The organism is Rhizobium sp. KDH_Rht_773_N (assembly GCF_052946295.1).
Genome location: NZ_CM129525.1, coordinates 2,564,505 through 2,590,641, shown reverse-complemented (window position 1 = coordinate 2,590,641; position 26,137 = coordinate 2,564,505). Strand labels below are relative to the sequence as shown.

General features: G+C 62.1%; 24 protein-coding genes and 3 pseudogenes. 10 read left to right on the top strand and 17 right to left on the bottom strand.

The features are described 5' to 3' along the window. Window positions 1–68: 68 nt before the first annotated feature. The 4 genes and pseudogenes from ACU8HS_RS12890 (at window position 69) to ACU8HS_RS12875 (ending at window position 3,235) form a co-directional block, all read left to right on the top strand. Window positions 69–1,058, top strand: a complete 990-nt coding sequence (locus ACU8HS_RS12890; RefSeq protein ID WP_447014507.1) for a Bug family tripartite tricarboxylate transporter substrate binding protein — start codon at window positions 69–71, stop codon at window positions 1,056–1,058. 163 nt (window positions 1,059–1,221) lie between these two features. Beyond that, window positions 1,222–1,410 (top strand): YegP family protein, encoded by a 189-nt coding sequence (locus ACU8HS_RS12885; RefSeq protein WP_112563881.1) that lies wholly within the window; start codon window positions 1,222–1,224, stop codon window positions 1,408–1,410. Between the two features lie 229 nt (window positions 1,411–1,639). After that, a complete protein-coding gene (locus tag ACU8HS_RS12880; protein WP_112563877.1) occupies window positions 1,640–1,981 on the top strand; it encodes a YciI family protein in 342 nt (113 codons plus the stop codon). 7 nt (window positions 1,982–1,988) lie between these two features. Continuing rightward, window positions 1,989–3,235, top strand: a pseudogene (locus ACU8HS_RS12875) (RNA polymerase sigma factor). Here the strand turns inward: ACU8HS_RS12875 and ACU8HS_RS12870 are convergent. The 14 genes and pseudogenes from ACU8HS_RS12870 to ACU8HS_RS12805 form a co-directional block, all read right to left on the bottom strand. After that, window positions 3,216–4,247, bottom strand: coding sequence for a peptidoglycan -binding protein (locus ACU8HS_RS12870; protein WP_112563873.1), 1,032 nt, complete (start codon window positions 4,245–4,247; stop codon window positions 3,216–3,218). The pseudogene ACU8HS_RS12875 and the gene ACU8HS_RS12870 sit on opposite strands and share 20 nt — an antisense overlap. A gap of 3 nt (window positions 4,248–4,250) precedes the next feature. Next, window positions 4,251–5,336 carry a flagellar motor protein MotA gene (locus ACU8HS_RS12865; RefSeq protein WP_447014506.1) on the bottom strand — a complete coding sequence of 362 codons (1,086 nt, stop codon included), beginning with the start codon at window positions 5,334–5,336 and terminating at the stop codon, window positions 4,251–4,253. A gap of 112 nt (window positions 5,337–5,448) precedes the next feature. Next, window positions 5,449–6,249, bottom strand: coding sequence for an inositol monophosphatase family protein (locus ACU8HS_RS12860; RefSeq protein ID WP_447014505.1), 801 nt, complete (start codon window positions 6,247–6,249; stop codon window positions 5,449–5,451). A gap of 362 nt (window positions 6,250–6,611) precedes the next feature. After that, window positions 6,612–7,709 carry a protein-glutamate methylesterase/protein-glutamine glutaminase gene (locus tag ACU8HS_RS12855; protein ID WP_112563867.1) on the bottom strand — a complete coding sequence of 366 codons (1,098 nt, stop codon included), beginning with the start codon at window positions 7,707–7,709 and terminating at the stop codon, window positions 6,612–6,614. A gap of 9 nt (window positions 7,710–7,718) precedes the next feature. Then, on the bottom strand, window positions 7,719–8,573 hold the full coding sequence (locus ACU8HS_RS12850; RefSeq protein WP_112563865.1) for a CheR family methyltransferase: 855 nt from the start codon (window positions 8,571–8,573) through the stop codon (window positions 7,719–7,721). A 33-nt stretch (window positions 8,574–8,606) separates the two neighbouring features. Beyond that, complete coding sequence (locus tag ACU8HS_RS12845; protein ID WP_112563863.1) at window positions 8,607–9,083, bottom strand: chemotaxis protein CheW; 477 nt, start codon at window positions 9,081–9,083, stop codon at window positions 8,607–8,609. 74 nt (window positions 9,084–9,157) lie between these two features. Continuing rightward, the gene (locus ACU8HS_RS12840; protein WP_113412936.1) at window positions 9,158–10,996 is read right to left on the bottom strand and encodes a HAMP domain-containing methyl-accepting chemotaxis protein; all 1,839 of its coding nucleotides are present in this window, start codon (window positions 10,994–10,996) and stop codon (window positions 9,158–9,160) included. A gap of 50 nt (window positions 10,997–11,046) precedes the next feature. Then, window positions 11,047–12,192, bottom strand: a pseudogene (locus tag ACU8HS_RS12835) (methyl-accepting chemotaxis protein); the annotation flags it as partial. A 162-nt stretch (window positions 12,193–12,354) separates the two neighbouring features. After that, window positions 12,355–12,540 (bottom strand): annotated as a pseudogene (locus tag ACU8HS_RS12830) (HAMP domain-containing protein); the annotation flags it as partial. 1,174 nt (window positions 12,541–13,714) lie between these two features. Continuing rightward, entirely contained in the window at window positions 13,715–15,433 is a 1,719-nt protein-coding gene (locus ACU8HS_RS12825; RefSeq protein WP_447014504.1) for a methyl-accepting chemotaxis protein, read from the bottom strand. Window positions 15,434–15,462: 29 nt separating this feature from the next. Then, window positions 15,463–15,972: a chemotaxis protein CheW gene (locus ACU8HS_RS12820; protein ID WP_112563855.1), complete on the bottom strand. Its 510-nt coding sequence runs from the start codon at window positions 15,970–15,972 to the stop codon at window positions 15,463–15,465. Next, window positions 15,969–18,017 carry a chemotaxis protein CheA gene (locus ACU8HS_RS12815; RefSeq protein WP_113412934.1) on the bottom strand — a complete coding sequence of 683 codons (2,049 nt, stop codon included), beginning with the start codon at window positions 18,015–18,017 and terminating at the stop codon, window positions 15,969–15,971. Before ACU8HS_RS12815 ends, ACU8HS_RS12820 begins: the two co-directional genes overlap by 4 nt. Continuing rightward, complete coding sequence (locus ACU8HS_RS12810) at window positions 18,014–18,382, bottom strand: response regulator (RefSeq protein WP_112544064.1); 369 nt, start codon at window positions 18,380–18,382, stop codon at window positions 18,014–18,016. The genes ACU8HS_RS12815 and ACU8HS_RS12810 overlap by 4 nt, the downstream gene beginning before the upstream one ends. Further along, a complete protein-coding gene (locus ACU8HS_RS12805) occupies window positions 18,379–18,708 on the bottom strand; it encodes an STAS domain-containing protein (RefSeq protein WP_112564125.1) in 330 nt (109 codons plus the stop codon). Before ACU8HS_RS12805 ends, ACU8HS_RS12810 begins: the two co-directional genes overlap by 4 nt. Before the next feature lie 343 nt (window positions 18,709–19,051). Between ACU8HS_RS12805 and ACU8HS_RS12800 the strand changes: the two genes are divergently transcribed. Then, window positions 19,052–20,797 (top strand): chemotaxis protein, encoded by a 1,746-nt coding sequence (locus ACU8HS_RS12800; protein ID WP_113412933.1) that lies wholly within the window; start codon window positions 19,052–19,054, stop codon window positions 20,795–20,797. Between the two features lie 9 nt (window positions 20,798–20,806). Here ACU8HS_RS12800 and ACU8HS_RS12795 read toward each other — a convergent pair whose 3' ends face one another. Then, window positions 20,807–21,886, bottom strand: a complete 1,080-nt coding sequence (locus ACU8HS_RS12795; RefSeq protein WP_112563849.1) for a tetratricopeptide repeat protein — start codon at window positions 21,884–21,886, stop codon at window positions 20,807–20,809. Between the two features lie 10 nt (window positions 21,887–21,896). Continuing rightward, the gene (locus tag ACU8HS_RS12790; protein WP_112754652.1) at window positions 21,897–22,550 is read right to left on the bottom strand and encodes a thiamine phosphate synthase; all 654 of its coding nucleotides are present in this window, start codon (window positions 22,548–22,550) and stop codon (window positions 21,897–21,899) included. A gap of 107 nt (window positions 22,551–22,657) precedes the next feature. Between ACU8HS_RS12790 and ACU8HS_RS12785 the strand changes: the two genes are divergently transcribed. Continuing rightward, window positions 22,658–23,422, top strand: coding sequence for a sulfite exporter TauE/SafE family protein (locus ACU8HS_RS12785; RefSeq protein WP_112703686.1), 765 nt, complete (start codon window positions 22,658–22,660; stop codon window positions 23,420–23,422). A gap of 65 nt (window positions 23,423–23,487) precedes the next feature. Continuing rightward, complete coding sequence (locus tag ACU8HS_RS12780; protein ID WP_025669780.1) at window positions 23,488–23,748, top strand: ArsR/SmtB family transcription factor; 261 nt, start codon at window positions 23,488–23,490, stop codon at window positions 23,746–23,748. A gap of 156 nt (window positions 23,749–23,904) precedes the next feature. Here ACU8HS_RS12780 and ACU8HS_RS12775 read toward each other — a convergent pair whose 3' ends face one another. Next, window positions 23,905–24,078: a YdcH family protein gene (locus tag ACU8HS_RS12775; protein ID WP_007826474.1), complete on the bottom strand. Its 174-nt coding sequence runs from the start codon at window positions 24,076–24,078 to the stop codon at window positions 23,905–23,907. Window positions 24,079–24,308: 230 nt separating this feature from the next. Here ACU8HS_RS12775 and ACU8HS_RS12770 point away from each other — a divergent pair, with 230 nt between their 5' ends. The 3 genes from ACU8HS_RS12770 to ACU8HS_RS12760 are packed head-to-tail and all read left to right on the top strand — an operon-like array spanning window position 24,309 to window position 26,087. Beyond that, window positions 24,309–24,512 carry a YdcH family protein gene (locus ACU8HS_RS12770; RefSeq protein ID WP_007826473.1) on the top strand — a complete coding sequence of 68 codons (204 nt, stop codon included), beginning with the start codon at window positions 24,309–24,311 and terminating at the stop codon, window positions 24,510–24,512. Window positions 24,513–24,528: 16 nt separating this feature from the next. Then, window positions 24,529–25,023, top strand: coding sequence for a 5-(carboxyamino)imidazole ribonucleotide mutase (purE, locus tag ACU8HS_RS12765; RefSeq protein WP_112564123.1), 495 nt, complete (start codon window positions 24,529–24,531; stop codon window positions 25,021–25,023). Further along, on the top strand, window positions 25,020–26,087 hold the full coding sequence (locus ACU8HS_RS12760) for a 5-(carboxyamino)imidazole ribonucleotide synthase (protein ID WP_112703857.1): 1,068 nt from the start codon (window positions 25,020–25,022) through the stop codon (window positions 26,085–26,087). The genes purE and ACU8HS_RS12760 overlap by 4 nt, the downstream gene beginning before the upstream one ends. Window positions 26,088–26,137: the final 50 nt, after the last annotated feature.

The following is a 26,137-nucleotide window of genomic DNA, read 5'->3' as shown; positions in this document are numbered from 1 at the left end:
ACCTGCCCTAACCTCCCTATGCCCGAGGTAGGGGCCTTTGCTGTTGAAATCTGTGGGAGGAGATTCGAATGGCGTTTTCTGACATGACCCGTCGCATGAGCCTGGCGTTTGGCCTTGGCCTGCTCGCAGCCGCCACGGCTACGGCCGCATCGGCCGAGACTTTTCCCGATCGCTCCATAACGATGATCGTGCCCTTCGCCGCCGGGGGCTCGACCGACGTCGTCGCGCGCATCGTCGCGCAGAAAATGTCCGAAGATCTCGGCCAGCAGGTCATCGTGCAGAATGTTGCGGGAGCCGGCGGCAATCTCGGCGCCGGCAACGTCGCGCGCGCCGCACCGGACGGGTACACGATCCTGATGGGTACCGTCGCCACCCACGCGCTCAATCCGCTGATCCTGAAATCGACGCCTTATGATGCCGAGAAGGATTTCTCGCCGATCTCGCTGCTCGTGGTCGTGCCCAACGTGCTGGTCGTCAATCCGGAATTGCCCGCCAAGAACGTTGAGGAACTGGTTGCCCTCCTGAAAGCCGATCCGGACAAATACAGCTACGCCTCTTCCGGCAACGGCACGCCGCTGCATCTTTCCGGCGAACTTTTCAAAAGCATGGCGGGCGTCGACATGCAACATATCCCCTATAAAGGCGCCGGACCGGCATTGAACGACGTCATCGGCAATCAGGTCCCGATCATGTTCGACAACCTGCCCTCCTCATCGAGCCACATCAAGGCCGGCACACTGAGGGCGCTCGCCGTGACGACCGCCAAACGCGCGCCCTCCTTCCCCGATATCCCGACCATCGTGGAATCCGGCATTCCGGGCTACGAGACCTATACGTGGAATGCGCTCTTTGCGCCGGCCAACACGCCCGCCGATGTGGTTGCCCGCCTCAACATTTCCGCCAACAAGGCGCTGGGCGATCCGGCCGTGGCCGAGCGGATGAAGGAATTCAGCGCAACGATCGTCGGCTCCACGCCGGAAGAACTCGGCGCCCATGTGAAGGCCGAGCTTGCGAAATGGAAACCGGTCGTCGACGGCGCCCATATCCAGATGGAATGAGCGCAGCGGGAGGCGACGTTATGCCTCTTTTCTCGCGCCCGATCCAAGCGGCGGCAATTGGACGCTCCGCAATTGAATTCTAATTAAGGTAGTGGAAAAGCTCACGATTCTGGGCTAACGTTCGGGAGGCTGAAGCACGATTTCAGCTTACCAGGAGGGATCCATGTACAGATTTGAAGTTTACAAGGATAAGGCCGGTGAATTCCGCTTCCGCTTCAAGGCATCGAACGGCGAAACCATGTTCTCGTCCGAAGGCTACAAGGCGAAGGCATCCGCAGTGAACGCCATCGAGTCCATCAAGAAAAATTCGCCCGGCGCGGAAGTGGTGGATCAGACAAAGGCGGAAGCCTGACCGGAAGCGGAGGCGGCATCAGTCGCCTCCAGCATCTCCTTATCGGCGCATTTCTCGTGCGCGTTTGCAGCGTGAACTATTTTCGACAGCCATGTCGAAATGGCTGCTGCTGAAACCTCATTGTTTCGGAACGGTTCCAAGCCGCGCCACCGGTGCGTTGCAGCCTCGGCCATTTCGGCCTTACATGCTGCCTGCCGGTCAAACGCCATCAGAGGATCAGGAGTTTCCGCTGCAATATGCGCTTATCATCCGTGAATCCGCAGAAGACTTTGTCCGCCGCGGCGACCCCGCCTATCGCGACGGCTGGACTGCCTATACCAAGGCCCTGATGCAGGCCGGGATCTTGACCGCCGGTGCCGGTCTGACCCCGCCCGAAACCGCCACCATCGTGCGCCGCAAGGGCGACGACCATGACGTGCAGGATGGTCCCTATCCGGAAGGCAAGGAATCGCTCGGCGGTTTCTACGTCATCGAGGTGCCCGATCTCGATACCGCGCTTGAATGGGCGACACGCGTTCCCGTCTCCGAACAGGGTTCGGTCGAGATACGGCCGCGCCTGCAGGTTGCGTGAGGCTTTGGTGAAATCAGATGCAGGCCGCGCCGCCGAGAAGGTGGCGCGGCAGTCCTACGGCAAGCTCATCGCCTTTCTTGCTGCCCGCTCGCGCGATGTGCCGGCGGCGGAAGATGCGCTATGCGATGCGCTGGCGGCTGCCCTGCGAACCTGGCCCGGCGCGGCGTTCCCGACAATCCGGAAGCCTGGCTGCTCACCGTGGCCCGCCGCAATCTCCTGCAGGCGGCCCGCCGCCAAACCGTGCGCGACAATGCCCGCAGCACGGTTGCGATGGCCTTCGAGGAAGCCGAGGAGCGCATGAACGATGTCCATGATGCAGTCTTCCCGGACGAACGGCTGAAACTGCTCTTTGCCTGTACCCACCCGGCAATCGACAAATCGGTCCACACACCGCTGATGCTCCAGACCGTGCTTGGCATTGACGCGAAAACCATGGCGCGGGCTTTCGTCGTCTCGCCGGACGCGATGAGCCAGCGCCTGGTGCGGGCCAAGGTGAAGATTCGCGATGCCGGCATTCCCTTCGCCATTCCCGAGCGGCCCCTGCTGCCGGAACGGCTAGCCGGTGTGCTCGCGGCGATCTACGCCGCCTACGGCATAGGCTGGGACGGGCTCGACGGCGAGCAAGACAGCCGCACCGGCCTGACGGGCGAGGCGATCTGGCTCGGCCGCACGCTGACGACAATCCTTTCCGACGAGCCCGAGGTCATGGGACTGCTGTCGCTGATGCTCTATTGCGAGGCCAGAGGGCACGCGCGGCGCAGCGGCGGCGCCTACATCCCGCTCGAAGAACAGGATACTGGCCTCTGGAATGAAATCATGATGGCGGAGGCCGATGCCTTGCTGCGCAAGGCGGGAAGTTTCAATCGCTTCGGTCCGTTCCAGTGCCAGGCCGCCATACAGTCCGTTCACGCCACACGCCGCCGAACGGGCACGACGGACTGGGAAGCCCTCGCCACGCTCTACCGGGCGCTGATCGCAATGAAGCCCTCACTGGGCGCAAAAGTCGCCCATGCCGCCGTTATCGGCAGGCTGGAAGGCGCAGCTCCCGCTCTCGCGCTGCTGGACGCTCTGGAGCAGAGGAGCGTTGCCAGCTACCAGCCCTATTGGGCGGTGCGCGCGCACCTGCTCTCGGAACTCGGCGAAAGCGAGGCCGGTACGACGGCCTACAGGATTGCGATCGGCCTCAGCGACAGCCCGGCCGTCAGCAGCTTCCTGACGGACAGGCTCCGGGCGATTATTTCTCGGTCAGCTTGAGTTCGATGCGACGGTTGGTGGCGCGCGCCTCGGGCGTATCGCCCGGCGCAATCGGCTGGAACTCGCCGAAGCCTGCCGCCACCAGACGGTCGGCAGGCACGCCCTGCGCGATCAGGAACTTTACGACCGAAATCGCGCGGGCGGATGAAAGCTCCCAGTTGTCTCGATAGCGGCCAGAACCCGACAGCGCGACATTGTCCGTATGCCCGTCGACACGCAGAACCCAGTTGATCTCCGGCGGGATCTCCTTGGCGAGATCGAGCAGCGCGGCTGCAAGCTTTGCCATTTCCGCCTGCCCCTCCGGATTGAGATCGGCGCCACCGGACGGGAACAGCACTTCCGACTGGAAGACGAAACGGTCGCCGACGATGCGGATATTCTCGCGGTCGGAGAGGATCTCACGCAGGCGGCCGAAGAAATCCGAGCGGTAACGGTTGAGTTCCTGTACGCGCGCTGCCAGCGCCACGTTCAGGCGGCGGCCGAGATCGGCGATCTTTGCCTGCGAGGTCTGGTCCTTCTCTTCCGAAGCCTGCAGCGCCGCCTCGACCGCCGCAATCTGGCTGCGCAACGCGGCAATCTGCTGATTGAGAAGCTCGACCTGGCTAAGCGCCCGGTCGCTCACCTGCTTCTGCTCGTCGAGTTGCTGCGTCAGCGTCCCGATCTGCTGCTTTGCCGCGTCCTGCCCGCCTGCTCCGGCACTGAGCAGCGCCTGCAGCCGCGAACGTTCGCCCTCGGCGCTTGCAAGCGAGGCCTGCAGGTTGGCGACGGAATCCTGGAGGTCCTGATTGCTGCCCTTTTCGAGCGCCAGCAATTGCGTCAGCTCGTTGATCTGGCTGTTGAGGCGCGTCAGCACCTCGTCACGGCCGGAGATTTCGCGGCTCAGAATGAACTGGCCGACAACGAAGACCGTGAGGATGAACATGATGGCGATGAGCAGCGTCGACAGGGCATCGACGAAGCCGGGCCAGTAATCCACCGCGCGCTGGTGACGGCGGTTGCGGGCAAGAGGCATGGTCTACTTGCCCTCGCTCTTCTCTATCAGGCTGCTGCGCTCGCGACTGCCGCCCTGGACACCGATGCGCTCGGCCAGACGATCGAGCGTGCGGCGCATCGCCTTTGCCTCGTCCTGCTGGACTTCGATCCAGTCGCGCAGCATCTGCTGCTCGTTGCGCATGTTCTTGACGAGACCCTGAATGCCTTCCGCGAGGCTCGCCATGGCGGCGACCGACCGCTGGCTGGCGGGACCGCCCTCTTCGGCGACCTTGCGCAGATATTCCGACAGCGCCTTCATATCTTCCGAAGAGCCACCGGAGACGGCGTCGAACGCCTGCACCGCAACGTCAGAGCCGACATCGGTGACGGAGGAGAGCCAGTTTTCCAGTTCCATATAGAAACGGTTCTGCGCACGGCCGGCCTGCAGATCGAGGAAACCGAGGATCAGCGAACCCGAGAGACCGAGCAGCGAGGACGAAAACGCCTGCCCCATGCCGGAAAGCGGCGTCGCAAGCCCTTCCTTCAGCGTCGAAAGCACGTCGCCCGTACCGTTCGAGCCGGCATCGAGCGACTGGATGACGGAGCTGATCGAGCCGATCGTGCCGATGAGGCCCCAGAAGGTGCCGAGCAGGCCGAGGAAGACGAGCAGGCCGATGAGATAGCGCGAAACATCGCGCGATTCGTCGAGACGGTTGGCGATGGAATCCAGGATGGAGCGCAGCGCAGTGGTCGACAGCGCAACACCCGACTTGCGATTGCCGATCAGCGCCCGCATCGGCGCAAGCAGCCGCGGATTGCGGTTCACTTTCTCGACGCTGCCTGCGGCGCGGAAGGAGTTGAACCAGCGCACTTCCGGGCGAAGCGACAGGACATGGTTGAAAACGAGAATGATTCCAACGGCAAGAACGCCGAGGATGAGGCCGTTGAGGCCCGGATTGTGCATGAAGGCGGTCTGCGTCTGACGGAACAGGATCGCTGCTATGAAGCCGACGATGATGAGGAACAACACCATCGTCCAGAAGAACGACATGGGACTGGAGAGTTTGTAGGCGTAGCCACTCGTGGTCTTCTCGGTCGAGCCGAACTCGGCCACATTCACATTTTCCATAGGTTCCTCGGCCTCCGGATTCATTGCACCGGAGACTAGATCAACATTGTGCCGAATTGAAGTATGCGGCGCCGAAAAGCCGGACTTTACAACAGCCTGTTTCCGATTGCCCTCAGCGGGTCGGAACGGGCCGCTTGACCACTTCCATCAGGGCCTTCTGGATGTGCTCGTTACCGGCGATGATCGAACCCGTCTCCAGGATCGCGGTGCCGCCATCCCAATCGGTCGCAAAGCCGCCGGCTTCGCGGATGAGCAAAATGCCGGCCGCCATGTCCCACGGGGAGAGCACCGTTTCCCAGAAACCGTCGAAACGGCCCGCCGCCACATAAGCGAGATCGAGCGAGACGGCGCCCATGCGGCGGATGCCGGCGACTTCGCCCATGACATGGCGCAGCTCGATCAGGAACTTGCCGTGATTGCCGCGACCGAGATGCGGCACGCCGCAGCCGATGACGCTGTCGGAGAGCACCCGGCGCGAGGCGACACGCAGACGGCGATCGTTGAGGAACGCGCCACCGCCGCGCTCAGCAGTGTAAAGCTCGTCCGTCGCCGGATTGAAGATCACCCCCGCGACAATCTCGTTGTTGCGCTCAAGCGCGATGGAAACCGCAAAAGCGGGAATGCCGTGCAGGAAATTGGTCGTTCCATCGAGCGGATCGACGATCCAGCGATGCGCGCCGTCCGTACCCTTGATCTCTTCGCTCTCTTCGCCGAGGAAACCATAGGTCGGGCGAGCCTTGAGAAGCTCTTCCTTGACGATCTTCTCGGCCTTGCGGTCGGCATTCGAAACGAAGTCGCCCGGTCCCTTGACCGATACCTGCAGGTTCTGCACTTCCCCGAAATCACGCCCCAGCGACTTGCCTGCCTTGATGGCAGCCTGAACCATGACATTGAGAAGAGCTGAACGGGCCATGTGGGCATTTTCCTTGGATAATACGGGACGCGCTGCCAGGGGCGGGATATGTCCCTGAACGCCGGAAGCGACAGCGCTGCATAGATTGGCGGCCTCAAGACCACAAAATCAGGGAAATTTCAAGGGGAATACCGCATGGCAGGCCTGCAGCACGAAAGGATGGTTCCCAAATTACTCTGGACAGATCAACGCCCGCGCCGTCTTTGCCGCCACGCAGGCGGCCGCTCGCCATATGAAGGCGGGCGCCCTCATCGGCAGTGTCGTCGCGCCAGCCTGACGATCGACGGCCGTCATCTCGCCTGACGCCGAACAGGGAACGACAGCACAGATGCGCCGCCGTTTCCTTGTTCAGCATCCGAAATTCAGGATTTCTGCTGCGTGATGAGCACTTCGCGGGCGATCTGGTCGAGCGGCAGGACGCGATCGACGCCACCCTTGGCAATGGCCTCCTTCGGCATCCCGAAAACGACGGACGTCGCCTCGTCCTGTGCGACCGTATAGGCGCCGGCCTGATGCATTTCCAGCATGCCGCGCGCACCGTCGTCACCCATCCCGGTCATGATGACACCCATCGCGTTCGATCCGGCCGAACGCGCCGCAGAACGGAAAAGCACATCGACGGACGGGCGGTGACGCGAAACCAGCGGCCCGGGTTTGACCGAAACGTAATAGCGCGCACCCTGCCGTTCCAAAAGCATATGCTTGTCGCCGGGCGCGATCAGCACGTGACCGCGCAGCACCGGATCGCCGTCGGCCGCCTCCTTGACCTCGACTTCGCAAAGACCGTTGAGCCGCTTGGCGAATGCCGCCGTGAATTTTTCCGGCATATGCTGGACGATGACCATGCCCGGCGCATTGGCCGGAAGAGCCTCCAGAAATTCGCGCAGCGCTTCCGTCCCGCCGGTTGAGGCGCCGACGCAGACGACCATCTCCGTCGTCTTCGCCATGGCCCGGCCGGTCGGCGGCGGCAGCATGGCATCGGCGGTCAGCTTCTTGGCCGGCCCCTCCGCAGAGGCCGAGCGGATGCTGCCGGCCGCACGGCGCACGTTTGAAAGCCGTGCATGCGAAGCGCTCTTGACCACTTCGCGGATACGCATCGCGTCATCGGCCAGACTGTCTGCCGCGCCGATCTTCGATTTCAGGATGACATCGACCGCGCCCGCTTCCAGCGCCTGGATCAGCGTTTCCGACCCGGCCTCGGTCAGCGACGAGCACATGACGACGGGAATCGGCCGCTGCGACATGAGCTTGCGCAGGAAGGTGATGCCGTCCATGCGCGGCATCTCGACATCGAGCGTGATGACGTCGGGAATTTCTTCCTGGATCTTGCGTGCCGCCATAAAGGGATCGGAGGCGACGCCCATGATCTCGATATCCGGATCTTCCTCCAGAACCCGTGTCAGCGTCTGCCGGACGCTGGCTGAATCGTCGATAATGAGGACGCGGACTTTTTTGGCCATGAGACCCTCTCAGATGCGCTGAAACACCGTATTCGAAACCTGCTTCAAGGGAAGATCGAAACCGGTGATCGATTCCGAGTGGCCGATAAACATGTAGCCACCCTTGGCAAGGCAGTCGCAGAGGCGGCCGAGCACACCCGCCTGCGTCTGTTTGTCGAAGTAGATCAGCACGTTGCGGCAGAAGATGATGTGCATCTGGTCGCCGACAGGATATTTCTCGTCCATCAGGTTCATGCGGGCGAAACCGACACGGCTGCGCAGCTTCGGCGAAATGCGAACCTCGCGCCGACCCTGCTGCTTGGCGACCATGACATATTTCTTCTGCAGGTCGCGCGGCACCGGAGCGACCAGATCTTCGGCGTAGATGCCCCTGCGCGCGGTCTGAAGAACGTCGGTCGAGAGGTCCGTTGCCAATATGCTGTAGGAGACGTCGTTGCGCCCCTCGGCAAATTCGTTGAGCACCATGGCCATCGTATAGGGCTCGGCACCCGTCGAGCAGGCAGAACTCCACGTGCGGATCGTCCGCAGGCCGCTGTCGGCGAGCGCCGGCAGGGCGACCATCTGCATATATTCGAAATGCTTGGCTTCCCGGAAGAAGTCGGTCTTGTTGGTGGTAACGACGTCGATCAGGTAGACCGACTCCTGCTCGAGCCCGCCCTCGTTGAACAGGAAATCGCAATAGTCGTCGAAGCTCGTATGGCGCGTGGCGCGCAGGCGGCGGCGCAACCGGCCTTCCAGCATCGTCAGCTTCGTCGGCGGCATCTTGATGCCGCTATAGTCGTAGATGAACCGGGCAAGCTTGTCGAAGTTGCGCTTGCTGATCCTGTCACCCGGCAATTGGGTTTCTACCGCTGCCATACTCATGAGACGCGACGCTCCGAACAGATACCGGGGGCCTTAGGCGGCCGATTGCAGGACAGAGGCATCCTCGCGCGACAACAGCCGGGCAAGGTCGACGATGACGACGAAGCCGTTCTCGCGGCGCACGACGCCGGCGATATAATCCGAACGCCAGCGCACGCCGATATCGGGAGCGGCCTCGATCTGGTCGCGGCGGAAGGGCGTCACTTCGAAAACCCGGTCGGCAACCAGGCCAAGCGTCAGAACGCGACTCTCCATGGGAACGTCGAGAACCAGCACGCGCGTATGCGGCGTCGGCACCGTCTTCGACATGCCGAGCTTCAGGCGCAGATCGATCGTCGGAACACCCTGGCCGCGCACATCGCGCAGGCCAAGCAGATAGTCGGGACCGTTCGGAATCTTGAAGGCTTCCGCATAGTCGAGGATTTCGCGCACCACCTCCACCGGAACGGCGAAGATCTCCTCGCCCAGGCTGAAGGTCACGAATTGAGCTTCCAGAGATGTTGTTGCCATATCAAGCGCTTTCGTTGGAATCGGGCGCCCCCATTATCGGGGACGCCTGTTAATATATTGGAAGGGCCTGATACTCAGGCGCTTTCCCGGAAATCGGCGTCGCTTTCGTCAGGCCCGCCCATCGACATATCCAGGGCAAAGCCCTTGGCGCGCGCCTGCTGGGCGGCAACCGTATTGGCAGGCGCGGCTTTCCTGGCGGCCGGTTTGCGGCCCGCGGCAGGAGCCGGCGTGCGAACCGTGATCTTGGCAGCGGCCGTGCGCGACTGGCGATTGCCGGCCGTATCGACCTTGAAGAAGGCGATCGAAGCCTGCAGTTCCTCCGCCTGGGTTGCCAGTTCTTCGGAGGTCGCCGACATCTCTTCCGAAGCACCCGAATTCTGCTGGGTGACCTTGTCGAGCTGCTGGATCGCTTCGTTGATCTGCGCCGCACCGATATCCTGTTCGCGGCAGGCAGCGCTGATCTCCGAGACGAGTTCGGCGGTCTTGCGGATGTCGGGAACCAGTCTGCCGAGCATGTCGCCGGCTTCCTGCGCAGCCTTCACCGTGTCGCCCGACATGGCGCTGATTTCAGCGGCGGCCGATTGGCTGCGTTCGGCAAGCTTGCGCACTTCCGAGGCCACGACCGCAAAGCCCTTGCCGTGTTCGCCGGCACGTGCTGCTTCGACAGCGGCGTTGAGCGCCAGCAGGTCGGTCTGGCGGGCGATCTCCTGAACGATGCCGATCTTTTCGGCGATCGTGCGCATCGCCTGAACGGCGCGGGCAACCGCTTCGCCCGAAACTTCGGCGTCCTTGGCCGACTGACGGGCGATCTTCTCGGTCTGCGCGGCATTGTCGGCGTTCTGCTTGATGTTGGAGGCCATCTCTTCCATCGAGGCGGAGGCTTCTTCAGCGGAAGCTGCCTGTTCGGTCGCTCCCTGCGAGACCTGTTCGGCACTGGCCGACAATTCCTGGCTGCCTGCAGAGACGTTTTCCGCAGCCGCGATCGCGTCGGCCACGACGCCGCGCAGGCGCTCGACCATGCTCTCCAGCGACAGGCCGAGCACGTCCTTGTCGGAGAGAGGTTTCGGCGTGACCGTCAGATCGCCATTGGCAATCTTGTCGGCAATATCGGCCGTATTGCGAAGGTTGGCGGTCATCGTATTGAGAGCATCGACAAGATCCTTGACCTCGTCGTTCGAATTGACCGCAGCCGTGGCGGAGACGTCACCCTGCGCGACGGCGCTTGCGAGTTCCGTGGCCATGGCAAGGTTGCGTTTGATGGCATTCGTCACAAAGACGACGACACCGATGGCGGCAAGCGTGATCAGAAGACCCGTGATCACCGTCAGCTGGATGAGAGAGTGGAAAAGCTCGATGCCCTGCTCTCTCAGTTCCTTCGCGGCTTTGAGCTGGTATTCCGTCAGTTTGCCGATCCCTTCCGTCGTGGGATCGATGGCCGGATAAAGATCGTTCCTGGCGAACGTATCGAGCCGCGCCGCGTCGTGCGCCTGCAGAATGGCCTGCAACTCGGCGACCTTCACGTCGGAGCGGGCCATATCGGTCTTGACCTTCTCCGCGATCACGGTCTCTTCAGGCGTAAGCTGCGTCGAGAGGTAGGCCGACCACTGGTCGGAAATCGTGCGCTTGGCGCCTTCGATGCTGGCCGCCGCCTGCTGCCAGTCCAGTTTGTCGGCATGCAGCTTGTGGGTCGTATCGACGATGCTGACCGCGTAGGCGTCCGACACCAGCTTCAGCTGCTGCAGCGGAACGACCCGGTCGTCATAGATGGACTTCATCGATTCCGTCATGGCGTTCATGCCGTAATAGGCACCGCCTCCGATGACACCGGCGATCGCAATGCTCGACGATATCTGGATTGCAAGAATCTTGGCGCCGATGGATCGAAAGAGCCCCTTTCTGCGGCTGATGGTCATGGGTGTTTCCTCGCTAGGCTATCTTTTTGTTTCATTGAGTGAATGCTCCGTCACGCGCTTTCCCGGAAATCGTCGTCCGTCGTATCCGGTCCGCCCATGGACATATCCAGGGCAAAACCCTTGGCGCGGGCCTGCTGGCCGGCGACGCTGTTTGCAGGCGCCGCCTTGCCGGCCGGCTTGCGGCCTGCCGCCGGTGACGGGCTGCGTGTCGTCATCTTGGCGGCTGCCGTGCGGCCCTGACGGCCGCCGGTTGCCGCTGCCTTGCCGCCCGACGCCTCCACCTTGAAGAAGGCGATCGACGCCTGCAGTTCTTCGGCCTGGGCGGCGAGTTCTTCCGATGTCGCCGACATCTCTTCGGAGGCACCGGCATTCTGCTGCGTCACCTTGTCGAGCTGCTGGATCGCCTCGTTGATCTGGGAGGCGCCGACATCCTGCTCGCGGCATGCCGAACTGATTTCCGCCACAAGTTCCGCCGTCTTCCTGATATCGGGCACCAGACGGCCGAGCATATCGCCGGCCTCCTGTGCGGCCTTGACCGTATCGCTCGACATCGAGGAGATCTCGGCGGCGGCCGACTGGCTGCGTTCGGCAAGCTTGCGCACTTCCGAGGCAACCACGGCAAAGCCCTTCCCGTGCTCGCCGGCACGAGCGGCTTCGACGGCAGCGTTGAGCGCCAGCAGGTCGGTCTGGCGGGCGATTTCCTGCACGATGCCGATCTTCACGGCGATCGTCTGCATGGCTTCGACGGCGCGGTTGACGGCATTGCCGCTCATCTCCGCGTCCTTTGCGGACTGGCGGGCGATCTTTTCGGTCTGGGCCGCGTTGTCGGCATTCTGCTTGATGTTGGCGGCCATTTCCTCCATCGAGGAAGAAGCCTCTTCGGCGGCGGAAGCCTGTTCCGAGGCGCCTTGCGACACCTGCTCGGAACTTGCCGAAAGTTCCTGGCTGCCGGCCGAAACATTTTCGGCCGCGGCAATTGCGTCGGCGACCACATCGCGCAGGCGCTCCACCATCTGCTCCAGTGCGGTGCCGAGTGTGTCCCTGGCCGAAAGCGGCTTCGGAGACACCGTCAGATCGCCGGCGGCAATCTGGGTGGCAATCTCGGCCGTGGCGCGAAGGTTGGCGACCATGCTCTGCATGGCGATGCCGAGCGTGTCCTTGTCCGAAAGCGGCTTGACCTCGACTGCGAGATCGCCCTCGGCGATCAGGTTGGCAACGTCGGCGGTCGCGCGCAGATTGGTCACCATGCCGAGCATGGCAATGCCGAGCGTATCCTTGTCCGAGAGCGGCTTCGGAGTAACACTGAGATCGCCATTCGAAATCTCGTTCGCGATACCGGCGGTATTGCGCAGATTGTCGGTCATGACGTTGATCGTATCGACCAGATCCTTGATCTCGTCGTTGCTCCTGATCTCGACCTTCTGGTTGAGATCACCGATGGCGACGGCATTGGCGACGTTCATGATCTTGCGCAGGCCGCTATTGATGCCGACTCCGATCCACAATGCGGCTGCGAAAGCGATGACGGAAGCGCCGACAGCCATGCCGATCAGCAGGTTCCTGGTGTTGCCGTAAAGAAGTTCCGTATCGTCGTCCGCCTGCGTCATCGCCTTCTGCTGATGCATGACAAGCGCCGAAAAGACGTCGTCCAGTTCCGTTACGATCCCGCGAACCTCGCCGCCGGAATAGGCGGTGGCCCCTGCCCTGTCGCCGCTTTCCTGGATGGAGGCGACTTTGTTGGAGCCTTCGACGAAGCGTTTGCTGAGTTCTACCAGCCTGTCCCAGGTGGGTTTCGTTTCGGCGGTCGCAAGCTGTTCACCACCTGCCGCGAATGCCAGCATTTCGTCCATGCTCTTTGCGGAACTCTCGTAGTTCTTCCGGGCCGCTTCGGGGTCCATTTCCAGAAGCGCGTTCTTCTGCCACCGGATGGCGTCGAGTTCTGAAGCCTTCGCTTCGAGGGCCAGCTCCAGGCTCTTTGCGGGGCCTGTGATCAGATCGCCGACAGAGTCGTTCAGTGAACTGAGACTGATAATTCCGTATATTGCGCTCGCCACCAGCAACAGTATGACGAAGCCGAACGCGGCCGCGAGCTTGAGCTTGATCGTAATGCGCATCGCAAATACCCCTATTTGAAAGCGACGTAATGAAAGTGAACCGATGGTTTCCTGTTGCGGCGTCATGCTGCAAAACATTCCGGCAGTCGAAGACAGGTCACTGAACGGATCTGCGACCTGGCCTCCGGCGTTCCTGGGCGCCGGAGCTTGTCCGTCAGGGGCCATAACCGGCTCCTGACGCATTACGCGGGAAGCGCCTACCGGCTTTCGAGCGGTATCAAGCCGAAGGCGAGACCCAGTTCGAGTTTGAGAGTGAAGCGCATCTGACATTTCCTCGAAGCAACCCGACAGGGCTGCAGGCGTAGCCGTCGTTCAACCGTGTTGCGCGGCCCGGACGGCGGAATCTTTCGCTCATGGAGATCATCGTCGCTCGTTCCGCAGGCCCGTCGTCACGGACCCTGCCGGAATTCACGATCGGCACGCGAAACCGCAGCGCGTCTGACTGCGGAAGTTCCCGCCCTTTCGGAAGGAAGCCCCGATGTTCCGCCTGCTTTACATGCCGGCAGGCGGACATCTGCCGATCGATCCCAACGCATTCACACGTTGGGCATTTCCTTGTGCCGCGGGCCGGGGTCCGCGGCGGTTCTCACATCAGCGAAGCCGCTCAGGCGCTCTCGCGGAAATCGTCGTCGCCGGCATCCGGGCCGCCCATCGACATGTCCAGGGCAAAGCCCTTGGCGCGCGCCTGCTGAACAGAGACGGTCTGGCTGTGGTTGTGGCTATGCGCGGCGGAAGCCGGAGCCGGCTTGCGCGGAGCAGCGGCCGGAGCCTTGACCACCTTGGCAACCGTCTTGGCAGCGGTCTTCTGCACGCCAGCGCGGGTCGCGCCGGCCGTATCGACCTTGAAGAAGGCGATCGAAGCCTGCAGTTCCTCGGCCTGGGCGGCAAGCTCTTCCGAGGTAGCCGACATTTCTTCCGAAGCGCCGGCATTCTGCTGCGTGACCTTGTCGAGCTGCTGGATCGCTTCGTTGATCTGCGCCGCACCGATATCCTGTTCGCGGCAGGCGGCACTGATCTCGGAAACCAGTTCGGCGGTCTTGCGGATGTCCGGAACCAGACGGCCGAGCATTTCACCGGCGTCGCGGGCAGCCTTCACCGTGTCGCTCGACATGGAGGAGATTTCCGCGGCGGCGGACTGGCTGCGTTCGGCGAGCTTGCGCACTTCCGAGGCGACGACTGCAAAGCCCTTGCCGTGTTCGCCGGCACGAGCGGCTTCGACAGCGGCGTTGAGCGCCAGCAGGTCGGTCTGGCGGGCGATTTCCTGAACGATGCCGATCTTTTCGGCGATCGTGCGCATCGCGTCGACAGCGCGGTTGACGGCTTCGCCGGAAGCTTCCGCATCCTTTGCGGACTGGCGGGCGATCTTTTCGGTCTGGGCCGCATTGTCGGCGTTCTGCTTGATGTTGGCAGCCATCTGCTCCATCGAGGCAGAGGCTTCTTCAGCGGAAGCCGCCTGTTCGGTGGCGCCCTGCGAAACCTGCTCGGAGCTCGCGGACAGTTCCTGGCTTCCCGACGAAACGTTGTCGGCGGCAGACAGGGCATCGGCGACGACGCCGCGCAGGCGTTCGATCATTACGTTGACGTTGGCGAGCAGTTCGCCGATTTCGTCATGCGTGGTGATTTCGGCCATCCTCGTCAGGTCGCCCTCGGAAACTTCACGGACAACCGTGTTGGCGCGAGTAAGGCCCTTGCTGATGGTGTTTGCGATCCAGAAGGCGGTCAGCACCGCGATCAGCAGCGCGGCGGCCGCGACCGCGATCATCATCGTGCGCGTCGTGCCGTATTGCTGTTCGGCGCTGTCGTCGGCATCCTGCATACGCTGCTTCTCGAGCGCCAGAATGTCGTCGAGCGTCGAGTCGATATCGTTGGCCGACTGGCGAGCCGTCGTCACCGAGATATTGTTGGCGGCGTCCATGTTGCCGGCCTTGATGAACTCGCGGATCTGATCGTCGGCCTGATTGAATGCCTTGGAGAGTTCGGCGACCCGTTCCCAGCGCGCCTTGCCCTCCTCGGTCGAAATCTTCGTCACGGCTGCAAATGCTTCGGCGAAGTCCTTGCGGGCCTCGTCGCCCTTCTGGATGGCGCCGGAAGCATCGTCGGCATTGCGTGCCGTCATGAGGTTCTTCTGCTGGCGGATCGCTTCGAGCTGGGCGATGTTGATCTGCTGCGCCAGGTCGAGACGCGCGGCAGGACCGGCAAGGAGACTGCCGATCGTGTCGTTCAGCGAACCGAGGCTGAAAATGCCGTAGGCGGCGGTGCCCATCAGCATGAGAATGATGAAGGTGAACGCGCTCACCAGTTTGGTCTTGATCGTCAATCGCATCGTCTTAACCCCTCAATGATTGGCCCCGGCTAGTTGACGGCTCCGGCCGTCTCATGCCTCGATGAGAAAATCGCCTGCAAATTCGGGAGGATGATGAATTCCCCGCCCCGTTTGACCAGGCAGTTGATGTAATCAGCGCGCCAGCGCATACCCACGCTCGGCGGCGGTTCGCTGGCGTCCTTCGTCAGCGCCGTCACTTCGTTCACCTTGTCGGTGCGGATACCGACGAGCGTCTGCTCCCCCTGCAGATCGACCTCGATGACAATGATGCGGCTGTCGATCGTCGCTTCCGACGCTTCCATCCCGAAGGCGAGACGGAGATCGGCAAGCGGAATGACCTTGCCGCGGAAATTGATGACGCTGGCCACGAAAGGCTGGGCGCCCGGCACCGCGGTTTCGGGAAGCAGGTCCAGGATTTCCTGGACGATGACCGCTTCCAGAGCGAAAGTCTCGCCGTTGAGATCGAAGGTCAGGACTTCGACTTCCTCGGCGTAGTTCCAGTGGTTGTCGAACTTTTCGGCTGTTGCTGCTGTGCTCATCCTGCCACGCGCAATTGCGCCTCCTGTTGCTGACCCGCGGCGACAAGGTGCCCGACGTCAAGAATGAGGGCGACGCTGCCGTCGCCGAGAATGGTGGCGCCGGAGAAGGTCGCCACGTCGTTGTGCAGTTTCGACATCGACTTGATGACCGTCTGGTGGTCGCCGATGATCTGATCGACCACGAGGCCGACACGTTCGGTGCCCGTCGAGATGACGACCACCTTCTGATGCACGTCCGGCTTGGTGCCGGTGCGGAAGAGATCGCGCAGCCGCAGGAACGGCACCAGGCTGTCGCGCAGCGAGATGAACGAGCGCCCGCGCGAACGAAGATCCTCTTCCAGCGAAAGTTCGAGGCATTCCTCCACCGCCGAGAGCGGGATGACGTAGCGGCCGGAACCGACGCGCACCAGCAGACCGTCGATGATGGCGAGCGTCAGCGGAATGCGCAGCGAGACTTCCGAACCCTGCCCCGGCAAGCTGACGATATCGATGGCGCCACGCAGCGCCTCTACCGTCTTCTTGACCACGTCCATGCCGACGCCACGGCCCGAGAGATTGGTGATCTGCGCGGCGGTCGAGAAACCGGGAGCGAAGATGAGCTGCAGCAGTTCCTGATCCGAAAGCGGCTGTCCGGGTGCGATCAGGCCGGAGGATTCCGCCTTGGCGCGAACCCGATCGCGGTTGATGCCGCGGCCGTCATCCTTGATGGAGATGATGACTTCGCCGCCGGACTGGCGGGCGGCAAGCGTCACCGTCCCGGCTTCCGCCTTGCCGGCGGCAAGGCGTTCGGCCGGCGGCTCCAGGCCGTGGTCGATCGAGTTGCGGACAAGGTGAACCAGCGGATCGGCAAGCCGCTCGATGACGGTCTTGTCGACCTCGGTGGTTTCGCCTTCCGTGACGAGTTCGATGACCTTGCCGGTTTCGCGCGCGAGATCGTGGACGAGGCGGCGGAAGCGCGAGAAGAGCGTTCCGACCGGCACCATGCGCAACACCATCATCGTGTCGCGCAATTCGCCGGAGAGACGTTCGATTTCTTCCGAAACCGACCGAAGGGCGATGTCCGAGCTGGAGCTTGCCAGCTGGCTGAGGCGCGACTGGGCAATGACGAGTTCGCCGACACGGTCCATCAGCTCGTCGAGACGTTCGGCCGGAACGCGGACGTTTTCCTGCGCCTTTGCCTGGGCCGCCGCCTGAGCGGGCGCCGGCGTTTCGCGCTTTGCCGGAACAGCCTCGACCGGGCGGAATTCCGGGGCAGCGGCAGGCACCGGTGCGACGGATGCCGCGGCAACCGGAGCGGCGTCCTTCTTTGCCTCGGCCGGATCAGCCTGCGGGCCGGTGAGTTCCTGAACATCGAGCTCCATGTCGTCCATGACGAAGATGAAGACGTCGTCGATGGCGGAACGGTCCTGCTCGCTCGTCAGCACGACTTCCCAGGACACGTAAAGTTCGGTCGGCACCAGATCGGCAAGCGGCGGAATGCCGGCGGTATTTGCGCGGACGGTGCATTCGCCGAGATCGCGCAGCTCGTCCAGAAGGCCGAGCGGATTGGTGCCGTTGGCCATGGAATTCGCCGGCAGGCTGAAGCGGATGCGCCAGGTTGTCTTCTTCCTGGCGGGAGCGGCGACGGCAGATGCTGCAGCGGCAGGCGCGGTGGCCTCCTTGGCCTCGGCCTTGCCGCCAACGGCAGCCTGAAGCTGGGCAAGCAGCTTTTGGCCGGTATCGCCGTGATCGGCATCAGGCTGTTCGACCAGCGCCCGCATATGGTCCTGCGCGGCAAGGACGGCCGCGACCAGTTCGGCGGTCGCCGGAACTTCACCCTTGCGGACACGGTCGAAGGCCGTCTCGCAATGATGCGTGAAAGCCGCAAGCGCCTCGAAGCCGAACATCGCGCCCGAGCCCTTCAACGTGTGAAGGCCGCGGAACACGGCATCTACGAGGTCCTTGTTTTCAAGGTCGTGGGTAAGGTCGAGAAGGCCGGCTTCGATTGCCTCAAGGCATTCGGCCGCTTCCATGCGGAAGACTGCGACTGGATCAAGCCCGCTCATCTGCCGAGAACCTTCTTCACGATCTTGACGAGGTTTTCCGGATCGAACGGCTTGGTCAGCCAGCCCGTCGCACCGGCGGCCTTGGCCCGGGCCTTGAGGTCGGCATCGGATTCCGTCGTCAGGAAGATGATCGGCACGCCGGCCTGGGCGGGCAGCTTGCGCAATTCCTCGATCATCGTCAGCCCATCCATGACCGGCATGTTGAGGTCGGTGACGATCAGGTCGAAATTGCCGCTCTTGGCCGTTGCCAGGCCTTCGGCGCCGTTGACGGCTTCGGTGACGGTGTAGCCGGCATTGGTCAGTGTCACCTTGGTGGTCAGCCGGATGCTGGCGGAATCGTCTACGGTCAGAATGTTTGCGCTCATAACGTCACCTCTTTATGCAACCAGAATTTCTTGTCTTCTTGATCGAACGCTTCCGTAAATCCGGCGCGCTCGAGAACCCTGAGAAGCGAGCCGCTTGCCGGAGCCGAAAGGGTAAAAGTCTTGCCTGTGGCCTTTGCCTGACGGCGGGCGGCTTCGATGAGCTGAAGGAAACTCAGATCCGCTTCCGCGTTTTCGGGAAGACTTAAGGTAACGTTATTACTGTCTCGAAATTGATTGATAATCTTCGTATATACTTCCGAAGCATTACGAATGCTCAGAGCTTCCGGAAGGGATATAGATTCGCAATATTGTGCCTGAGTATCCAATGCGGCCTCCATGGTCGGAGAAATACTTAACGACCTTAAAAGGACTCTCATGACAGGCTTAATAGCGAGTAAACGCCGGTTGTAGGAAACTGCAATTAGCGCGAGTCCGGACTCCCTGATTTCTCATCCAGGATATCTTGTACCGATGCCTCGCGACATCAAAATTTATGATGAGAAATCATATAGATAATACTATTACAGGACAAAAAGTCTCAAATTTAGCCGAACTCTTTTATGGGTTGTTAATCACAACGTTTACGAGTCTGCGGCGTTTACCTGCCGTTTCCATCCTGCCCGTAAAAATAGAGTCAAATTGCCTGTGTTTATAAGTAAAGGTACTAATGTGACAAACGCGACGGCATCGGTACAGACTGCGCTCTACGCATCGGGTTCGGATATCAGCCAGACCCTGGAATCGGCCCGCACCCAGGTCGAGGAACGCTTCCTCGAAGGCGGCACCGTTCTGCTTTCGGTGATGGATGTCCTCAATCGTCTGCTGACCTCGCTGGACCAGATCACCAAGGCGCTCGACAGCAATGAGGCGAGCGATACCAGCGCCGATCTCAATGCGACCGTCCAGAACCTGATCGAGCTTCCAGGTGCCGAGGAAAACCGCCAGCAGGCTCTCGCAGCACTTGCCCAGACCGGTTCGGAACTGCACCGGCATGTCGCGGATATGCAGGAGACGATGCGCTATCTGCGCACCTTCGCGGTCACGGTCAAGATAACCGGCGCAGGTCTTGCCGAATTTGCCGGCTTCGCTCAGGAAATTCTCGAGCGCATCTATTCGGGAACGGACGAAGTCAATCGCTTCGCCACCCATCTCGACAGCCTGCAGAAGGAGGTGAAACTTGCCCTCTCCTTCGGCAACAGCCTCTCCAAAAGCTATGCGGACACCGTGCCTGACGTCGCCAGGGCGCTAAAGGATGACGCGAAGAAGATTGCCGATCACCGCCAGAACCTCGGCGCCATCGCCCGTGACGTAGGCGCCATCGCCCGCGGCGTGCAGGGCAAGGTCGCCTCCACGCTTTCGGCGCTGCAGATCGGCGACATCACCCGCCAGCGCATCGAGCACGTGCAGAGCACCTTCTCGCTGCTCGAAGATTTCCTCGCGAGCGAAGACGGCGCCAAACTCGATGCCGACGCGCGCAAGCGGCTGCACAACGTCATCCATCACCTGACGGCCGCACAGATGGCAGACATGTGCACGGACTTCCAGCGGGAGTCGCGCAATGTCGTGCAAACCATCGCGAGCTTCAGCCAGGATACGCAGGAAATTCTGAGATTGCGCGACCAGATGAGCGGTCAAGGCGACGACAGCGGCGGCAACTTCATGCGCGCGCTGGAATCCAGCGTCTCCGCCGCCCACGAAATCGTCAAGCAGGTCGATACGGCAAGCCGTCAGGCCGATCAGGTCAGCCAGTCGACCCTCGGCACCGCCGCAACGCTCCTGCAGTCCATCGAGGCGATCCGCGCGGTCAAGACCGACATTCACTATATGGCGCTAAACACCAACCTGCGCTGCAGCCGCCTCGGCGAAGAGGGCAAGTCGATCAACGTCGTCACCGCAGAGCTGCGCATCTTTGCCGGCAAGCTCGACGATTCAGCCGATGCCATCGTCAATGGACTGCCGGCGCTCGAGGCCTCGGCCGGACGCGTTGCCCCTGCCGCCGGCACCAGCAATGGCGGCCTTGCCGAAAGCCTCACGTCGGCCGTAGGCACCATCCGCGCCGCCGCCAACCTGATGGAAGACGAGCTCAAGGTGCTGGCCGAACATGGACGCGAGGTCGCGACCAAAATCAGCCTCCTGATCGGCAAGCTCGATTTCCAGCATGATCTCGGCGACGTGCTCGCCCGCTGCGCCGACGTGCTGGAAACCGTGGCCGGCGACCAGATTGCCGATATTTCCGACATGGCCGAAACGATCGCCCCGCTCGACCACAGGATCTTCAAGCTCTACACCATGGTGCAGGAACGCAATGTCCATCGCGATATCATTCCCGCCACCGAGGCAACGGCGGCACCGGCCCCTGCCGAGCCTGCCAAGGCCCAGAGCGACGAGGATCTGTTCGAAGACGCTCTCTTCTAGAAAAGACCCTCAGTTGAGGCGGCGGAACTTGTTCGCCGCCTCAATCGCCGCCTTCTGCTGGTCGTCCTCGATGCCGAGATAGAAATCCTCGAGCGAGGGATCGCTCAAGCCTGCGCGCCGCGACAGGACATACCATTTGGCGGCTTCGATCGGATCCGGCGCCGTACCGATCGCATTGATGTAGAGATGCGCGAGCTTGTTCTGCGCAACGACATTGCCCCTGTTGGCGGCAAGCTTCAGCCATTCGAAGCCGCGCACGTAGTCCTTCGGCCCGCCGACGCCGTTGACCAGCCAGATACCCATGTCCAGTTGAGCCGTATCGAAGCCGGCACGCGCCGCGCGCGCCATCCAGTCGCGGGCCAGCCGCTTCTTGTCTTCGGGCAGGTCCGGCACCTGCTGATAGATCTGCGCCACGGCATATTGCGCGTCTGCGACGCCCTGCTCTCCCGCCTTTTCATAGTAAGGCAGGGCAAGCTTCAGTCCCTTGTCGCCGGGATTGTCGGCAACAAGCGTCTGCGCCCAATTGAATTCGGCGGATGAGTTTCCGGCATCGGCCGCCTTGTGCATATATTCGTCGGCCTTGGCCTTGTCGCGCGTGACATTGTTGCCCTCCATCAGGAGCAACGCATATTTGAACATGGCGGCCGGATCGCCGCCCTCCGCCGCCTTGCCGTACCAGAAGGCGGCATTCTTCATGTCCCGCTTGACGCCGAGCCCCTGCGACAGGATCTCGGCGATCAGGGTCTGGGCCGCCGGATCGCCGAGCTGCGCGCGCGGCAGCGCCTTGTCCATGGCGGTCAGATAATAGCCGCGCTGATAGGCGCCGAACGCCTCGTCGATCGGCCCCTTATATTCCTTCTCCGGCGGCAGGTCGGGCAGCTTCGCCCCCATGCGATCGAAAACCCCGACACCGTCGGAGGGCACCACGCCTTGCGGCTGCGGCCGGTCGGTGCGGAATGTCTGGCTGGGCGTCGCCGAGGGGTCGGCAATCGCCTCGTTCGCTTGTGCCAGCGCGAGTTCCGGCCGCACCGCCAATAAAACGGCCGTGAAAAGGAGAGCGCATCTCGAAAGGCGGGCGGGGATCGGCATAAGCGCGATATCAATCCTCAAACCGTGGCGCTTTTTCGTCAAGCAAGGCATTGATCTGGGCGACGATCGAGGGCGCCCGAGCCGGCTCGGCAAATACGCCCATGCGCATGGCCACGAACTCGGCGCCGGTCTCGGCGACGGCAAGCGCCGATGCCGGATCGGTGCCGCCCATGACGATGCACGGGATTTCGATCATCGATGCCCACCATTCGCCAAGCGCCAGGTTCTTCGGATGCGCTTCAGGTTTGATGTCGCCGTCGAGCTTGCCGAAGAAGATGTAGTCGGGCCGCTCCTCACCGACTTCCAGCGCCGTGTGCCGGTCGGCCGCGTTGCCGCCGCCGACGATCAGCTTGTCCGCATAACGATCGATCGCATCGGCGATCTCGCTTGCCGGCCCGGTGATGTGCAGGCCGTCGGCCTTGGCCCGGCCGACGACACGGCTGTCGCCCGCAATCAGCGCCGCAGCACCGGCACTCTGGATAACGGGCACAAGCTTTTCGGCGTGTTTCTGGAAGCTGCCGTCATCGAGACCGTATTGCGGCAGAATGACGGAGGCGACATCGCCGCCCTTCAACGCATCGGCAACGATCCTGGCCCGTTCGTCGGCATCGGCGATATCGGGCACAACAAGGACAAGACGGCAGCGGTTTTCGGGTTCGGTCATGAAGTCTTTCCATCTGCGTCGGTTTTTCCCGCTCTATGGCGGATCCGCACTCGTTTTGAGTGAGTAATTCCGATAGAGGGGGCTTGCAAGGGGAGGAACTTCAAAGCATGCTGCAGGACCTGTCATTCTACTACGCCGCAATCCCGGCTGTCATCCTTGTCGGGCTTGCCAAAGGCGGCATGGGCGACGCCTTGTCGCTGATCGGCCTTCCCTTCCTCGCCCTCGTCGTCGCCCCGGTCGAAGCCGCCGCGATCCTGCTTCCCATCCTCGTCTTCATGGACATGATATCGCTGGTCATCTGGCGCCAGCACGGCGATTGGACCACGCTCAGGACCATGCTGCCGGGCGCCATCTTCGGGATCGCGCTCGGCTGGGCGACGTCGGCGCTCGTGCCCGGCCATGTGCTGCGCATCGTCATCGGCGCCGTCACCATCGCCTTCTGCCTGCGTTATTTCTGGAACAATTTCGGCCCCGGCAAGGGAAGGGTCATCCCGCCGCGACCCCAGCGCCCGCTGCTGGCAAGCCTCTGGGGCACGTTTTCCGGCTACGGCAGCTTCGTCGCCCACGCTGGCGGCGCGCCCTTTCAGATCTACGCTCTGCCGCTCCAGCTGCCGCCGCGCGAATTCACCGGCACCAGCGTTCGCTTCTTCGCCATCCTGAACGCCGTTAAGCTCGTTCCGTATTTCGCGCTCGGCCAGCTCGACACCCGCAATCTTCTGACCTCCGCCACGCTCCTGCCTTTCGCCCCGCTGGCAACCATTGCCGGCGCATGGTGCGTACGGCGCATGCGGCCGCAGATCTTCTATCCGTTCATGTATGCCATGGCGCTGATTGCTGCTTTCCTGATCCTGCGCGAAGGCATGCTCGAATAGGGTTGCGTTCCGTTGCGATGCACAATTTCCTTGCTGGAAAGCCCTGTTTGACGTAGCTTTTTTAAATGTCGAACACGGACCCCTTCGCTGCGATTGCCGATCCGAACCGGCGGTTCTTGCTGGAGGAATTACGGCGCGCACCGAAGACGGTCAACGAGCTTGCCGAGGGCCTGCCGATCAGCCGCCCGGCCGTATCGCAACACCTGAAGGCTTTGCTCGAAAGCAACCTTGTTTCCGTGACCTCGGAAGGAACGAAGCGCATCTACACGGTCAACAACCGAGGCTTCGACAAGCTCAATCTCTGGCTGGATCAGTTCTGGGCGTAAAGGCGCCCTCTCCTCGTAAAAACGCCAGCCCGATGCCGTATGCATGGGACTGGCGCTTGCTCTCGGTTAATCACCGGGTCTTACGAGATTGTCTGGAAAATTGGGAATTTTACCTTTTCTTGCGCAAGACCGTTGTCCGGCGATATCCTGGAAAGATCAATGGACGGATGACTTGAGACGCTCGATCTCGTCCTTGATGCGCAGCTTGCGGCGCTTGCATTCGGCAAGTTCAGTATCGGAAATAGAGGGAGATGTTCTCAGGGCATGCAACTCCTCCTCGAGAGCAACATGCTTTTTCTGGAGCGATTCAAGATGAGCTTGAACAGTCATTTGACCCTTCCTTCCTCTTACCTCTCCCCAGCCATCCATCGCTGAGGATCCAAGGTGTCAACCAGCGGACTGTGACACATTTTTGAAGGCTTGTCGAAGGCCAAAAGATGAAGACTAAGCGGCAAATTCATGATCAACACTAACTTCCCGTTACCTCTATTTGGTGATAGGAGCTTGCGGAAATTATCGGCAGACCGGACAAGGTCCGAAGACGATTATGGGGAATGCAAATGGCCGATCAGGAACAGGCGGAAATCAGGCTCATGGTGGCGCGTCTGCGCCAGGAGCACGAAGATTACGACGCCGCGATCAACGCCATGATTGAGACGGGCTGCGATGCCCTGCGCATCCAGCGCATGAAGAAGAAGAAGCTGGTCATCAAGGACAAGCTCTCCAAGCTGGAAGACCAGATCATCCCTGACATCATCGCCTGAAGGAACGATTGTGACGATAACAGACAGACCGCCAGTCGCCATTATCATGGGCAGCCAGTCCGACTGGGAAACCATGAAGAATGCCGCCGATACGCTGGAGGCGCTGGAAATCGAGTATGATGCCCGCATCATTTCGGCTCATCGCACACCCGACCGGCTCGTAAGCTTCGCCAAGGGCGCGCGCGCCGAGGGCTTCAAGGTCATCATCGCCGGCGCTGGCGGCGCGGCCCACCTTCCGGGCATGACGGCGGCAATGACGCCGCTGCCGGTCTTCGGCGTGCCGGTCCAGTCCAAGACCATGTCGGGCCAGGACAGCCTGCTGTCCATCGTCCAGATGCCGGGCGGCATTCCCGTCGGCACCCTTGCGATCGGCAAGGCGGGCGCCATCAATGCGGCCCTTCTTGCCGCTGCCGTCCTTGCTCTCTCCGACGACGAGATCGCCGACCGTCTCGACGAATGGCGCGAGCGCCAGAGCGCTTCCGTCGCCGAATACCCGATGGACGATCTCTGATGGTCGGCACGATAGGCATTATCGGCGGCGGCCAGCTCGGCCGCATGCTTGCCATGGCCGCAGCCCGGCTGAATTTCCGCACGGTGATCCTGGAACCGCAGGCCGATAGCCCCGCCGCCCAGCTCGCCAACCGCCAGATCGTCGCCGCCTATGACGACCCTTCAGCACTCGCCGAACTGGCCGGGCTCTGCGATGTCGTCACCTACGAATTCGAGAACGTGCCTGTCGCCGCGGCCGAAATGCTGGCCAGAAGCGTGCCGGTCTACCCGCCGCCAAGGGCACTGGAAGCGGCCCAGGACCGACTGGTCGAAAAGCGCTTCATCAATGGTTGCGGCATCCCGACCGCGCGTTTCCATGCCGTCGACAGCCAGGCCGATCTCGAATCGGCCCTGAAGGATTTCGGCGGCCAGGGCGTTCTGAAGACCCGCCGCCTCGGCTATGACGGAAAGGGCCAGAAAGTATTCCGCTCGCCGGCCGACACTTCCGACGGTGTCTATGCGCAACTGGGCGCCGTGCCGCTCATCCTCGAAAGCTTCGTCGCCTTCGAACGCGAAATCTCGATCATCGCCGCCCGCGCTGGCGACGGCGCCGTCCTCTGTTTCGACCCCGCCGAAAACGTCCACCGCAACGGCATCCTCCACACCTCGACCATACCGGCGACGATCCTCGATGCCACGGCCGATGCGGCGCGCAAGGCGGCCGAGCGGATCCTGGCCGCGCTCGATTATGTCGGGGTCATCGGCATCGAATTCTTCGTGCTGGCAGACGGCAGCCTTATCGCCAACGAGATGGCCCCGCGCGTCCACAATTCCGGCCACTGGACGGAAGCGGCCTGCGTCGTCTCGCAGTTCGAACAGCATATCCGCGCCGTCGCCGGCCTGCCGCTCGGCAATCCTCGCCGCCATTCCGATTGCGTGATGCAGAACCTGATCGGCGACGATATCCTTGCCGTGCCGGACTGGCTGAAACGCGACGACACGCTTGTGCATCTCTACGGCAAGACCGAGTCTCGCCCCGGCCGGAAGATGGGCCATGTGACCACGCTGACGGGCAGGGCCTCCTGAGCAGGCGTGGCGAGCGCCTGAAACCCGCGGAAAAAAGCCTTCATGTGGTT

Bases quoted from the DNA above. Each gene is read 5' to 3' on its own strand.
- ACU8HS_RS12890 (WP_447014507.1), top strand. From the start codon at position 69: ATGGCGTTTTCTGACATGACCCGTCGCATGAGCCTGGCGTTTGGCCTT.
- ACU8HS_RS12885 (WP_112563881.1), top strand. From the start codon at position 1,222: ATGTACAGATTTGAAGTTTACAAGGATAAGGCCGGTGAATTCCGCTTC.
- ACU8HS_RS12870 (WP_112563873.1), bottom strand. From the start codon at position 4,247: ATGCCTCTTGCCCGCAACCGCCGTCACCAGCGCGCGGTGGATTACTGG.
- ACU8HS_RS12865 (WP_447014506.1), bottom strand. From the start codon at position 5,336: ATGGAAAATGTGAATGTGGCCGAGTTCGGCTCGACCGAGAAGACCACG.
- ACU8HS_RS12860 (WP_447014505.1), bottom strand. From the start codon at position 6,249: ATGGCCCGTTCAGCTCTTCTCAATGTCATGGTTCAGGCTGCCATCAAG.
- ACU8HS_RS12855 (WP_112563867.1), bottom strand. From the start codon at position 7,709: ATGGCCAAAAAAGTCCGCGTCCTCATTATCGACGATTCAGCCAGCGTC.
- ACU8HS_RS12850 (WP_112563865.1), bottom strand. From the start codon at position 8,573: ATGAGTATGGCAGCGGTAGAAACCCAATTGCCGGGTGACAGGATCAGC.
- ACU8HS_RS12845 (WP_112563863.1), bottom strand. From the start codon at position 9,083: ATGGCAACAACATCTCTGGAAGCTCAATTCGTGACCTTCAGCCTGGGC.
- ACU8HS_RS12840 (WP_113412936.1), bottom strand. From the start codon at position 10,996: ATGACCATCAGCCGCAGAAAGGGGCTCTTTCGATCCATCGGCGCCAAG.
- ACU8HS_RS12825 (WP_447014504.1), bottom strand. From the start codon at position 15,433: ATGCGATTGACGATCAAGACCAAACTGGTGAGCGCGTTCACCTTCATC.
- ACU8HS_RS12820 (WP_112563855.1), bottom strand. From the start codon at position 15,972: ATGAGCACAGCAGCAACAGCCGAAAAGTTCGACAACCACTGGAACTAC.
- ACU8HS_RS12815 (WP_113412934.1), bottom strand. From the start codon at position 18,017: ATGAGCGGGCTTGATCCAGTCGCAGTCTTCCGCATGGAAGCGGCCGAA.
- ACU8HS_RS12810 (WP_112544064.1), bottom strand. From the start codon at position 18,382: ATGAGCGCAAACATTCTGACCGTAGACGATTCCGCCAGCATCCGGCTG.
- ACU8HS_RS12795 (WP_112563849.1), bottom strand. From the start codon at position 21,886: ATGCCGATCCCCGCCCGCCTTTCGAGATGCGCTCTCCTTTTCACGGCC.
- ACU8HS_RS12790 (WP_112754652.1), bottom strand. From the start codon at position 22,550: ATGACCGAACCCGAAAACCGCTGCCGTCTTGTCCTTGTTGTGCCCGAT.
- ACU8HS_RS12785 (WP_112703686.1), top strand. From the start codon at position 22,658: ATGCTGCAGGACCTGTCATTCTACTACGCCGCAATCCCGGCTGTCATC.
- ACU8HS_RS12780 (WP_025669780.1), top strand. From the start codon at position 23,488: ATGTCGAACACGGACCCCTTCGCTGCGATTGCCGATCCGAACCGGCGG.
- ACU8HS_RS12775 (WP_007826474.1), bottom strand. From the start codon at position 24,078: ATGACTGTTCAAGCTCATCTTGAATCGCTCCAGAAAAAGCATGTTGCT.
- ACU8HS_RS12770 (WP_007826473.1), top strand. From the start codon at position 24,309: ATGGCCGATCAGGAACAGGCGGAAATCAGGCTCATGGTGGCGCGTCTG.